At 51.3% G+C, this 13,150-nt stretch carries 8 protein-coding genes; 6 read left to right on the top strand and 2 right to left on the bottom strand.

Annotation, left to right across the window (positions count from 1 at the left end; all coding sequences use genetic code 11):
• The first annotated feature begins 141 nt into the window (after window positions 1–141).
• A complete protein-coding gene (locus tag PAT3040_RS11535) occupies window positions 142–735 on the top strand; it encodes a TetR family transcriptional regulator (protein ID WP_108992768.1) in 594 nt (197 codons plus the stop codon).
• Between the two features lie 563 nt (window positions 736–1,298).
• Here PAT3040_RS11535 and PAT3040_RS11540 read toward each other — a convergent pair.
• Entirely contained in the window at window positions 1,299–1,829 is a 531-nt protein-coding gene (locus PAT3040_RS11540; RefSeq protein WP_108992769.1) for a glutathione reductase, read from the bottom strand.
• Between the two features lie 122 nt (window positions 1,830–1,951).
• A complete protein-coding gene (locus PAT3040_RS11545) occupies window positions 1,952–2,782 on the bottom strand; it encodes a hypothetical protein (RefSeq protein ID WP_108992770.1) in 831 nt (276 codons plus the stop codon).
• A gap of 199 nt (window positions 2,783–2,981) precedes the next feature.
• On the opposite strand from PAT3040_RS11545, the gene PAT3040_RS11550 reads away from it, so the two are divergent.
• The 5 genes from PAT3040_RS11550 to PAT3040_RS11570 all read left to right on the top strand — a co-directional run bounded on the left by PAT3040_RS11550 (window position 2,982) and on the right by PAT3040_RS11570 (window position 13,010).
• Window positions 2,982–3,548 carry a TetR/AcrR family transcriptional regulator gene (locus PAT3040_RS11550; protein ID WP_108992802.1) on the top strand — a complete coding sequence of 189 codons (567 nt, stop codon included), beginning with the start codon at window positions 2,982–2,984 and terminating at the stop codon, window positions 3,546–3,548.
• 59 nt (window positions 3,549–3,607) lie between these two features.
• A complete protein-coding gene (locus tag PAT3040_RS11555; protein WP_258234941.1) occupies window positions 3,608–4,072 on the top strand; it encodes an SRPBCC family protein in 465 nt (154 codons plus the stop codon).
• Window positions 4,073–4,101: 29 nt separating this feature from the next.
• Window positions 4,102–4,317: a VOC family protein gene (locus PAT3040_RS11560; protein ID WP_373863938.1), complete on the top strand. Its 216-nt coding sequence runs from the start codon at window positions 4,102–4,104 to the stop codon at window positions 4,315–4,317.
• A gap of 219 nt (window positions 4,318–4,536) precedes the next feature.
• On the top strand, window positions 4,537–8,847 hold the full coding sequence (locus tag PAT3040_RS11565; protein ID WP_108992771.1) for an S-layer homology domain-containing protein: 4,311 nt from the start codon (window positions 4,537–4,539) through the stop codon (window positions 8,845–8,847).
• A 29-nt stretch (window positions 8,848–8,876) separates the two neighbouring features.
• On the top strand, window positions 8,877–13,010 hold the full coding sequence (locus tag PAT3040_RS11570; protein ID WP_108992772.1) for a DUF4855 domain-containing protein: 4,134 nt from the start codon (window positions 8,877–8,879) through the stop codon (window positions 13,008–13,010).
• Window positions 13,011–13,150: the final 140 nt, after the last annotated feature.

Consider the following 13,150-nt stretch of genomic DNA (forward strand, 5'->3'; position numbering starts at 1 on the left):
CGACAACTGTCAATTAGTATAATAATATTAATGTTCAAAGGTGATCAATAAGCAGAGTTTCGGATCTGTTGTGTAAACAACAATTTGCTTCAATTGTAGTTTTTTTTCAAAAAAGATTGTGGTACAAGGAGAGGATGAAGTTTGAGTTTAGCTAATCCTAATGACCCTCGAGCAAAGCGAACGAAAAATTATATACAAAATGCATTCGCTGATTTACTCACGGAAAAGGACTTTGAAGCTATATCTATTCAAGATATTATGGATCGGGCAGGATTGAATCGTGCAACCTTTTATAATCACTACCAGGATAAATATGAATTGCTAGAGTTGACCATGAAGGAAGCATTTACAGATACATTATCCGCTTGGATTCCCTCGGGTACAGTAATGCAGGGCCCGGAATTGTTGCGAAGGTTAATGATGGCTGTTTGTGAATGGCAGATTGAAACGACGAAGCGGCTAAACTCACGGCGAACCCTATCGCATGCGATGGAGGAAGAGGCCAAACAACAACTATATAATGTTATTGTCTCGTGCATAGCACATATAAAAGACATTCCGGTGCATGAACTGAGAAAATTGGAGAGGCTTGCAACGATGATCAGTTGGTCGATTTACGGTGTGGTTCTGAAATGGAGTCATTCGCAGGAGGAACCAGCTGAAGACTTTATTGAACAAGTGCTGCCTTTTCTAATAACCAACTTACGTACGCTTGATTTCATGAATGGAGAGTAACAGGTGGACGCTTGCGCCTGCGGAATACGAGCTAGGCTCCACCAAACACAAACATCAACACGCCAAGTTAGGCGTGTTTTTTTGTGTTTGGTCGAGCCCATAGGGGGGCGAACCCCGGGGTTCAGTCCGTGCGGACGGAGTGGATGAGTTAACTTCACTGAATCTGTCTCACGGAGGAGCACGGCCTCTGAATCTACCGCTAAAAGTCCTCACCGAGTTGGCTTCCTCAGCCATATAATCAGGATTCGGACATCCCATGACGGATAGACGAGCTTGTGCGAGTCGTTACCTCTAGGCTCCATACAAAAGGAACGTCATCACATTACGTGATGGCGTTTTTTGTATGGATTACCTAGGGGGAGATGAAACCCCAAATAGGGGTTCGCCGCGCGCAGGGAGTAGAAGGGGAGCTAAAAAGAATATGTTTTTAAACGGACAAGACGATGCCTCGGCATGCCTCTTCTTTCCATTCAACATAAGAACCTACCTCAGGCTCTAGGCTTGGGAGGGGTTTCTCACAGATATGAATACAACGTCATCCATTTACCAACGAATTGTCGTTGCTATTCAGAGGTACGTGCTTGTTCCCTTATCTTGATTAGGTCGAATACGTCATCCATGTCGAGGTAAAACATAACGCTTTCGCTCGTTACCGGCTGGAAATGGAATTCTAGCTTATCCTTCCCGAACTGCCTCTCTAACTCCGACCACTGCTCCGTTGACAATAAAAGAAAGGCTAACGTGTCGTTGCCTAGAGACTCCATAAACCATCGAATCTGATATCGGGGAGCGATCATCTCTTGCATGGCCCGAATGGTGCTGTCCCGATCAGTCCGATCATCGGCGAACGGAATCGTCAGCTGGCGATCGCCCGAACTTAACACGATATCGACTCCTCTCGGTTTGTCGATTTCGATCATTTCGTACTTGATTTGATGAGATTCCGGCAGTTGATCGTTAAAGTATTTAATGACGTCCTCTTCGTATTCCCTCCAGTCAATCCAGATTAACGACTCGTTTTCGAAGAACTGCTCCACGACGGCTTCATCGGAAGAATGTTGCAAGACATGAACAATCGGTTGAAGCGTGCTCATAATAATCCCATCCTTTTTATTATGGATATTAGTTTTCAGGCATTTTCCAACCTAATTCTTCATCCCACACGGCATCGATATTGCTTGTTGTTCGCCTGGATGCGATATCCAGCTCCTGTTTATTACCCTCCGAAAGTCGACAGCAAACTAGGCCATACCTGCATTCTGGCGCCGCATGAAGGACAATTCATTTCCCCGGCCAAATACGGCAATTGGTTCAAAAAAGAGGAATCGCCCATCTGATCGGCTCGCTCGGCAAGTATTTGAAGTTCCGCTTCAACGAATGCCTCAACGGGAGTAACTTCATGTGCCGCCTGAAGGGGTTCGAATACCGGATCTTCCGCGAATGCTTGTATACGACCGCCTTCTCCGCTCGGCCACAAGTAAGCCTCTTGATCGCATGCTCCGCAAACGGCCACATATTCGTCGCCAGCCGTAAAATTCAGAAACATGTTTGCCACGCTCTGGGATTCCCGATAAGCCGCGTCGGCAATGAGAACATATCTTTTTTCGGTATCGCTGCTTATTTCTTGTTTGGCGTAGGCCAACATCTCTGGAACCAGCGAAGCAAGCTCCGTTATCGCTTTTAAGTAAGATTGGTACATATCCGCGCAAACCTCGGTTCCCGCTTCAGCAGCGAGTTCGGTCCAATCCGAGGGATACGGCTCTGATCTTGTTTTGTCATGACACGACTCGATAATCCCGCAAGTGACGTAGATTTCATGGCGCACTTCCCTATTTTTTGATGCAAGAGCAAGTTTGGCCAGATAGGGTACTGCCGCGTAAGTGACGGTATAGATCGTATTTTGGTGATATAAGTGCTCCTGGAATAGCTCTTCGAAAACTTCTTTATCGAAATCAAGCATCAGACGCTCCAACAATTCAGGTACCTGTTCGCCCGACTCGTAAGGACCGGTAAGCTTGCCCCACAGCTCGCTGTTTAATTGTAACAAGAGGAATCACTCCCATTCCTTATTCAAGTGGATACTTTTTCTATATTATCCTATAAGATCGGCGGGTCATCAACTCGAATAGATTGACTTTTGTAGTCATTGGCTTTATTATGAATACAAATGTTAGTTATTACTAACTAACGAGGTGACGTCCGCAAACTAAGCAGAGGGAGGTACATACTTGGTGAACACGCTGATCATGGACAATAAAAGTAAATTGATGTTGGCGGCCATCGATTTAATGGCTGAAAAAGGATACAAAGGGGTATCGACTAAAGAAATCGCTGCAGCGGCAGGCGTCAGCGAAATGACCTTGTTCCGCAATTTCGGGAGCAAGCTGAATCTGCTTGAGCAAGCAGTTGATCGTTATCATTACTCGGTTGAAATGGAAAAGCTCTTTAAAGAAAATATGAAGTGGGATTTGAAAGAAGACTTGCTTACGATTTGCCGTATGTACCATGAAATCATGCATCGTAACCGTAAATTGTTTATCATCGTCTTGGGTGACAACGAACTGGCTGGCATCCGAGAGAAGGCAGAGAGGCATCCGCGCAAATTGCTGGAGTTATTAACGGATTATTTTAATGAGATGCAGAGTAAAAACAAAATGATATCTACGGATGCGGAAACCCAGGCGATCACGTTTATGTGGCTTAATTACGGTGCTTTCATGTCGCAGCTGTTCGGTCCGTCTATGACTAAAGTTACGCTTCAAAGTTTTATGAATTCGAGTATCGAGCTATTTGTGAGGGCTTTAACCCCATAATTTTTTTTGATCATTGAGTTAGTTAGTACTAACAATCTTAATGGGCGAGGTGTTAGGGATTGAATAAAACCGAAAACGTCAGATTGGTTGGGCAAACCGCATCTGCTGGCTTTCAAATCGGGGTTCGGAGGACGTTGCCGATTTCGCCGGAACAGGCATGGGCATTTCTTACCTCCTCTGAAGGTTTGAAATTATGGATTGGAACCGTTTCGTTCCGTAAATTGAAGGAGGGGGAGACCTTCACATCCGATGAGGGAATTACAGGGCAATTCAGAGTGGTTAAACCGCCAAGACAAATTCGCTTAAAGTGGGGAAAGATCGGATGGGACAAACCATCCACGCTGCAAATCCGATTGATATCCGATAAGTCTGACAGAACAACGATCAGCTTTCATCAAGAGAATCTGGATCATCCGGGTATACGGGAACAAATGAAGCTTCATTGGGAAGACGTGCTAACTGCGGTCAGGGAAAAAACAAGTTATTCCGTTAATCATAATGAGGAGATGAATACCTATGAATAAGTTCAGCCATATTGATCTTCGTGTAAACAATTACCGAGGAAGCGGACCATAAACCGAACGGGAATTTGATAGGCTTCTGGGCGAAAGATCGGGCAGAAGTGGATCGTATCGCTAAGTTGGTTAAAGAATTTGGGGGAAACATAAGCGGCGGTCCTCAACTATTCCCGATTAGCCCGACCTATTACGCCGTATACTTTGCAGATCCTTGCGGAAATAAATATGAAATGGTTCATCGCTTAAATTAGATCCAATCCAGGAAAGCCACTTCTACTGAAATGGCTTTTTTCTTTTTCACTACACCGTAGAAGGCCGAATGTCCACATTTGTATATGGATTGTAAACACAAGTATATCGATGAAAAGAATGCCCCTACTTATAATAAAATTGCTGCAGCAGTTGAGCATGGAGGGTCATGCGGAAAGCTGGAGTAAAATTCGAGCTAATAAACAACGGGGGGGATCTTAGTGCGTTTACGGTATAGGAATATTTTTTTAGTGTTCTTTGTTATCGCTTTCATCTTAGTTGCCGTTTCATCGGAGAAGTCCGAAGCCGCAACAGGGAACTTGGCTTTAGGAAAGACGGCTTATTCGTCGTCGAACGAAGTAGACTTTTTCGGACCCGAGAAAGCGGTCGACGGCGGCAATCGGGATGCAAGCCGCTGGTCTTCGGAAAGAACGGATAACCAGTGGTTCTACGTTGATCTGGGCGAGCCCGTAGAAATCGGAAGAGTCATTATCAACTGGCAGACGCCGGCGGAACAATATCAAGTTCTCGTGTCTGACGACGCGGTAACCTGGAGGAACGTATTCGCGGACAACCGCGTGCTCGTCGCCCGCGGACCAGTCGAGGATACGATCGATTTCGAGCCGACGCTGGCGCGATACGTCAAGTTTCAAGGAGTAACGAGACGTCCAATTGAAGGTATCTTTTACGGATACTCCTTCTGGGAATTCGAGGTCTACAAAGGCAAACCGCTGTTGCCGCCTATGATGGACGCGGTCAAAAACAGCATCGTCGTCTCCGAAGGGGACACTCAGCTGAAACTGCCCGCTGTACCGGATGGTTATACGCTGTCGTTGCTGAATACAGACAGCTTGCCGGTGATCGACGCGCAGGGCAATATCCAAGCGCCGCTAGTCGATACTCAGGTTCAGCTGCTGCTGCAAATCCAGAGCGACAGCGATCCGGCCTATCTCTTAACGGATAATGCGCTAGTCACCGTGCCCGGTCTCTACGAGCAGACGGGCGATCGGAACCCGGAGCCGCGCGTCATTCCTTCTTTGCGCGAGTGGCTGGGCGCAGCAGGCGAGTTCTGCTTGACGGACAAGTCGAAAATCGTCATTCGCGCGGAGGATGAAGCGGCTCTGCGGGGGACGGCCGATATTTTGCAGCAGGACTTGCTTGATTTAACGAAGCTTCCGCTGACGGTAACGGTTGGTTCACCTCAAGAGGGGGACATCTACTTGGTGCTGGATGCCGCTCAAGCACTGTTGGGGACTGAGGGATATGAACTGAATATCGGCGAATATGCTTCCATCGCCGGCTCCGATCAGAAAGGCGTCATGTTCGGCACAAGAACGATCTTGCAGCTGCTCGGCCACGCTGCCGATCATAAGACGATGCCTACGGGGCAATCGCGTGATTATCCCAAATACCCGGATCGGGGCTTCATGCTCGATGTGGGCCGCAAGTTTTATACAATCGAGTTTTTGCAGGACTATGTGAAGCTGATGTCCTACTATAAGATGAACAGGTTTCAGATTCACTTAAACGATGATGTCGGCGATGTCGGCTACTTCCGTCTGGAGAGCGAGAAATTCCCGGGAGTGACGAGCAAGGACGGCTTCTATACGAAGCAGCAATTCAGAGACCTGCAGCTGCTTGGGATGGAATACGGCGTAAACGTCGTGCCGGAAATCGATACGCCGGGCCATTCCGGCGCGTTCATCGCTTACGACCCTAGGTTGGGCAGCAACAATCAGCTGGATATCAAACGTCCGGAGACGCTCGACTTCATTAAAGAACTTTTTGACGAGTATCTCGACGGCAGCAATCCGACCTTCGTCGGCCCGGACGTGCATGTCGGCACGGATGAATATTTCGGCGACGACAAGGAGGCGTTCCGCAGATATGCAGATATGCTTCTTAACCACATTAACAGCAAAGGCAAGCATGCCCGTCTGTGGGGCAGCTTGTCCGCATACGACGGCACGACGCCGGTCAGCAACAATGCGACGATGGACATCTGGTATGAGCCGTACGGAAGCGCGCAGCAGGCGGTAGAGCTAGGCTACGACATTATCAATACCAACACGAATTTGCTCTATATCGTTCCACAGCTGTACCGCAACTATCTAAGTTATGATTTCATCTACAACGAATGGGAGCCTAACGATTGGCTGGAGACGAAGCTTCCTTATGCGCACCCGCAAGTAAAAGGCGGCATGTTCGCGCTCTGGAACGACGTGTCCGTAGAGAAGGGCGTCTCCATGGCGGACTCGCATCAGCGTATCTTGCCTTCCATGCAAGTGTTGGCGGAGAAGCTGTGGAGAGGCAACCGCGTCGACCGGAACTTTGCAAGCTTCCAAGCGGATGCCGCAAAGTACGTGGACCCGCCGGGTGTTCATCAGTCGCACAAGCTTCAAGTCGACAATGAGCGCAATATCGTGCTCGATTATACTTTCGACGAAGGTTTCACGGATCGTTCGGGCAACGGCTTTGACGGCAACGCGGTGAATGCAGGCACGGAGAAGGGAATCTTCGGGCAAGCAGTAAGGCTCAAAGGCGGAGCCAGCTACGTGGAAACGCCGCTGCGCACGCTTGGTTTCGGATGGACGATGTCCATGTGGCTCAAACCGGACGCTGACAACCCGCAAGGAGCTGTGCTGCTGGAATCTCCGGACGGAGGGCTGAAATACAACATTGGAGGCAGCGGCAAACTCGCTATCACAAAAGAAAATTACGTCAGCGAATTCAATTATAAGCTGCCGACCGATCGTTGGACCCATGTCATTATGATCGGCGACGACACGGGGACCTCTATCTTTATTAACGGCAGTGAGTATACGGCTACTCTCAAAGACGGCTCCAAGCTGGAAACGTTCGTATTGCCGGTAGCCAGAATCGGCAGCGAAACGAACGCTTTTAAAGGCCTGATTGACGAACTCATCGTAAGAAACACCTACGTGGACCTGCATGGAAATTTGGCTTTGCATAAGCAAGCCGAATCCTCGCAGCCGGAATCCTCGTCCTACACGGCGGACAAAGCGGTGGACGGCAGAGGGGATACCAGATGGTCCAGCGATTGGGTGGACGATACCTGGTTCATGGTGGATCTGGGTGAAGTGAAGAATATTGATGCGGTATCAATTTTGTGGCAAACGGCTTACGGTTCGAAGTACCGCATTCTCGTGTCCGAGGACAAGGAGAACTGGACGAACGTCGTGAAAGACAACAACGGCGAGATTAACGGCAAGCCGGGACGCGTCGTGACGACCTTCCAGAGCACGCCAGCCAGATATGTGAAGTTCGAGGGCGTATCCAGAGCTACCATGTTCGGCTATTCCTTTGAGGAATTCGAAGTGTACGGCGAGGAATATAAGCTTGGCAATCTAAGGCCGATTATCGACCTGTTGGCGGCTATCGAGAACGACAAGCTCGTGGAGGACCATTACTCTCCTGAGGGCTGGGCACAGCTTCAACAGGCAATGGTGCAAGCGACTGCGGCGATTCAAACCGCCCAGCTGACTCGTCCCGAGGCCGAGCAGGCGTATGCCGGGCTGAGCGTTGCGCGCGATCGTCTAACGATCGAAGACGTAATGGGACTGATCGAGCTTAACGTGAATGAAAGCATTGCCGCGAATGTCTATCTTCCGCAGAAAGGACAGCTCGGCACGCGTATCGTCTGGAGCAGCTCGAAGCCCGACTATCTGAATGCCAACGGACAGTTGTTGCAGCGTCCGTCAAGCAGCGACATGGAGGTCGTGCTGACCGCGACGATCAGCAAAGGAGCAGCATCCGCGGAGAAAAGTTTCAAGATCAAAATCAAAGCGCTGCCTGGCTCCGGTGGAGGAGGATGGGTTCCGACTCCAGTAACTCCGGATCCGGAAGAAGGCCAAAACGGCGGTTCGAATCCGGGCGGCGGAGATCCAGGCAATGGCAATGGTAATGAAAACGGCAACGGCAATGGCGGAGAGTCCGGCGGTTCGACAACGATCCGGCTGAACGATATTGCGAGCCATTGGGCAGAAGCATCGATCAAACGGGCCGTCGAGCTTGGATTCGTGGCGGGCTATACGGACGAAACGTTCAAGCCGAATAAGACGGTCAGCAGGGACGAATTCGTCGTCATGCTGGTCAAAGCGTTGAAGCTGCAAGATGCGAACCGTTCGCTGGACTTCGCGGACGCAGGCTCGATTCAAGCCTGGGCTAATCCTTATATTGCGCAAGCCTTGGAATCCGGTCTGGTCAGCGGCTATGCGGATGGGACATTCCGACCGAAGGCTTCGATCAGCCGAGCAGAGCTGGCAGCGATGATCGTTCGCGGGTTGGGCCTGAAGATTGCGGAAGGGCATGAGCTCTCTTACGCAGACGCGGATCAAATCCCGGCTTGGGCGAAGCCGTACGTGGCAGCAGCCCGGGAGGCGGGAGTCATGAACGGTCGCGGGGACAACCGGTTTGCCCCTGCAGCCTCGGCGACGCGTGCTGAAGCTGTGGTCGTCATTCTGAACATGCTCGATGCGCTTGCAGAATTGCAAGCGCAGGAGCAGAACTAATTATGCATAGAAAGAGAGCGTGAGCTTAGGTGAAAACTAGACGAAGTTTGACTGCTTTGCTGCTTGTCCCGGTCATGTTGTTCTCGTTGATATCCTCCGTGTATGCGGAGGAGGCGGGCGGAGAAAACGCCGACTTCTACAATGTGGCCCAAGGGAAAACGTACACTTGGTCGGAACAGCCGGAGGACGCTTTCCCGGATGACGGAACGAAGCTGACGGACGGCAATGCCGTCGATACATCGCGTGACAGCGGCAACTGGGTGGGCCATCGCAACAAGAAATCCCGTTCGGTTGTGTTTGATCTAGGCGAGCAAAAGACGATCAAGGACGTGAGCGCGCGTTTCCTGCACGACTGGCCGAACAACGAAACGCTCGTACCGCTCACCGTTTCATTCTACGCGTCTGACGATGGGGTGAACTGGGGCGTATTGTCCCATAATGCGACTAAATTGTTATGGGGCGATCAGACCAACACCGAGACGTATAAATGGGACGGCAGCCCGGAGACCGGAGTCGTCAAGCGTGGCGATTATACCGAAGGACTCGTATACGCTCGGTATGTGAAAGTGGTGTTCTCGATGCATCCGAGGGCATGGAGCATGATCGACGAGGTGACGATTACCGGCGCGGACGGCTTGCTCGACGGAGCGGAGCCGGTGCAGCCCGAGCCTTACGGTCTCCAGCAGTCTGGGGAAGCTACTGGCGGGATTCAGAATCTGGGCTTGCTGTATAACGGGCATTACCCGGACGGCACAGGAACTTGGACAAAGGAACGGGTTATTCCAAATATCAGCTATGTGGATAAGCAAGGGGAGCCTGTCGATTGGCTGTTCGACGGCGTGCTGTATCTGGGGTTGACGTCGGAGAACGGCAGGGGCTTCGGAGCGACGGATGCGGCCGGCAAAGCTAGAAAAGTGGAATGGGAATGGTATTTGAATAAAACGTTTAACGCAGGCGGCGATATGAGCGCGTTGAACGAGGCGACGGCCGAGGTAGGCGCGAAGCTCGGCGAGCCCGACCGTAAGACGAAGGTTGTTATGATGATTCCCGATCCGGGCGAATATCAGTCCGATTTCGGCAGCATTAACGGTGAAAATCTGGACTTCAGCCTAAGCGCGGTCGGTAATGCCAAATCGCTGGACAACCGGACCAAAGCGATTCAGTGGTGGACCGATGAAGTGCAAGCAAGATGGGCGGCTGCGGGCTACTCGAATCTGGAGCTCGTCGGCATGTATTGGCTGGAGGAACAAATCAGCACGCATTCGACTGGCCCGGAGATGGTCAAGAGAGCGAGCGACATCGTTCATAACGCTGATCTGAAGATGTTCTGGATTCCTCATTTTATGGCCTATAAGGCATTCATGTGGAAGGATGTCGGCATTGATGCCATTTCTCTGCAGCCGAACTATTTCTTCGAGAAACTGGATCCTTCGCGCCTGGAGGATACAGCGGATATGGCGAAACGGTACGGCATGTCGCTGGAGCTGGAGTTCGACGATCGGATGATCAACGACGCCGTCTTCCGCGAGCGGTTCATCGATTACTTGAACAGCGGCGTGGATACAGGGCTGATGCAGCAAGGGTATAAAGCTTACTATCAAGGCAACAACGCCGTTTACACCGCGGCGAAAAGCGCGGACCCTGCTACTCGCGTCCTCTACGATTGGCTGTATCAATTCGTAAATGGCACTTACCAGAAGCAAGACGCCGCTCCGCCAGATGTTGTAGCGCTCATGAACGGGGAGCCGATCACGGAGCATACGATTGTGCCTGATACGACACAAGCCGCTTTCACCTGGACGATTCCGGGAGATGACGGCAGCGGGATCGTTAAAGTTACGGCCAAGTATGACGGCAAACCTTATACGCAAGGAACTGTTGTAGATCTGACGGGCAAGCCGGGCAAGCATGTGCTGGAGCTGACGGTGGCAGCCGCCAAATCCAAGAAGGTTAAATTCGTAATCGAAGCACGTTTGGGTGCTGAAGGCCTGTTGGCTCTTGTTGAAAAGTACGCGGACAACAAGCAGCTTAGCAATGCCAATACGGTACGTGTGATGCGCAACGCCTTGATCATGATGAAGCGTACGCAAGAGAGCGACCCTGAGCAAGCCAAGAACTATTTGCTGGCATTCAATGCAAAGCTGGAAGAGGCTAAAGGTCTTGAGTTTGTAACGGAAGGCGCTTATACGGCGCTGAAGGAAGGCGTGTATTACGAGATTGGCAGCATTGCACAAGACAAAGAGGCTGAAGCATCATCGACGGAAGCCGCAGGTCTGGAGCCTTCTAAGGCGCTGGATGGCGCACCGGGCACGCGCTGGGCGAGCGAAGTGCGCGACACGTCTTGGCTCCAGGTCGATCTGGACAGCCGGCAAACCTTCGATACGATCCGCATCGATTGGGAATATGCGCGCGCGGACCAATACCGTCTGAGCGTATCGGATGATAATCAGACGTGGGAGCCCTTGAAAGTCGGCAACAATGGCGTGGTTAAAGCTGCCGACGGCAAGAACACGCTGGTATTCCCTGCAACGACGGCAAGATATATCAAGTTTGAGGGACTGACTCGGGCAACGTTCTATGGTTATTCCTTCTATGAATTCGGCGTGTACGATCTTGCCCAGCAGCAAGAGCTGAAGACATTGGACGGCATACAAGCAGCGGTGGACGCCTCCACGAAGCAAGTCACAATCGACGGGTTGGTCATGAACGGCAAGAAAGAACATTTGTATGTCAAAGTGCTTGACCCAAAAGCCAACATTCAATATACCGGTCAGACGGGTACCGAAGATGACGGAAGCTTCCGCATCGCCTTTACGTTGAACGGAGAAGAGCAAGGACTGTATACGGTCGAGCTGGAAACGGATGACATGACGACTCCTGAGCAGGCAACCTTCGAATATCGCAAGCCGCCTTCCACTGGCGGTGGCAATGGGGGCGGCTTTGGAGGCGGACCGGCGCAAGATCCGTATACGTTGCAAGCGGACGGTTCAGTCAAAGCCGTGCTTGTCCCGACATTGAAAGGCAATCAGGCTGCGGCTTCGGTCGGAGCAGCGGATTTGAATGCCGCGATTCGCAAGGCAACAGCCGACAGCAACGGCAACAAGCACATTCGTCTTGAATTGAAGCAGTCGAACGCGGCCGGCAGCTATGCTTTGGAGCTTCCGGCAGCTAATCTGACGAACCAGTCTAAACTGATTCTGCATATCTCCACGCCGTATGCCCAGCTTGCTTTGACTGGCGACATGCTGGCTGGAGTCAAGGAGAATGCCGGAAAGCTGCTCGTTATCGTAAGCGACCATGCAGGCGAGTATCGCGGCAACGAAGCGGCTGGCTGGATCGGCAACAGGCCAATCGTGGAAATTGTATTGCAACTGGACGGTGAAGCTCTGTCTTGGAACAATGCGAAGGCACCGATTTCCATTGCGATTCCATATTCGCTTCAAGCGGGAGAGCAAGCAGCTGATCTGCAAGCTTTTGAGCTGACGGGCAACAGCGCGGCGGCAATGGATGGCGCGTCTTATGACAAAGGCAAGGGCGTACTGCGATTCTCCATCGACCAAGTCGGCGTCTATGCTGTCGGCGGCAAGAAGCCGGCTGCGTTTACTGACCTTGGCAAGCATGAATGGGCGCACGAGGCGATCGAGAAGCTGGCCGAAAGAGGCATCGTCAAAGGCACCTCGATCGAAAATGGCACTTTCAGCCCCGCAAATCAAGTAACGCGAGCTGATTTTATCCTGATGCTGGTGAACATGCTTGACCTGCGCGCCGAGATTACCTCGACGTTCGCCGATGTGAAGCCGAATGATTATTACTACGATGCGGTGTCCATCGCCAAGCAATTGGGAATCGTTTCGGGAGTGAACGAAGTTAATTTTGCTCCTCGCGACTCAATCAGCCGCCAGGACGCTATGGTTATGCTGACCCGAGCGCTGCAAACGACGGGGGCAATCAAGCCGTCCGCATCCGGCTCAACACTTGAGGGCTTCCGTGATGCGAGCCAGATTGCGCCATATGCTGCGGACAGCGTGGCAACGATGTTCGAGCATGGGCTGGTTACGGGCTCGGGCGGCTATATGAAGCCGAAGAGTACGACCAGCAGAGCGGAAGCGGCGACGTTCTTGTATCGCGTTCTTCAATTCATCGAAGGGCAGCAGCAGGAATAGACGCGGGAACAATTGATTTAAGCACATTCCGATTAGCGCGTCAACGCGCCCGGGATGTGCTTTTTCGACGATACAGAATAAAACTTCCTGAATGGATGGATGAAGCCGGTAAGGCGTCCCGCGCTTCCGCGATGAACTGC

Source organism: Paenibacillus agaridevorans (genome assembly GCF_003112455.1).
GTDB classification, from domain to species: Bacteria; Bacillota; Bacilli; order Paenibacillales; family Paenibacillaceae; genus Pristimantibacillus; species Pristimantibacillus agaridevorans.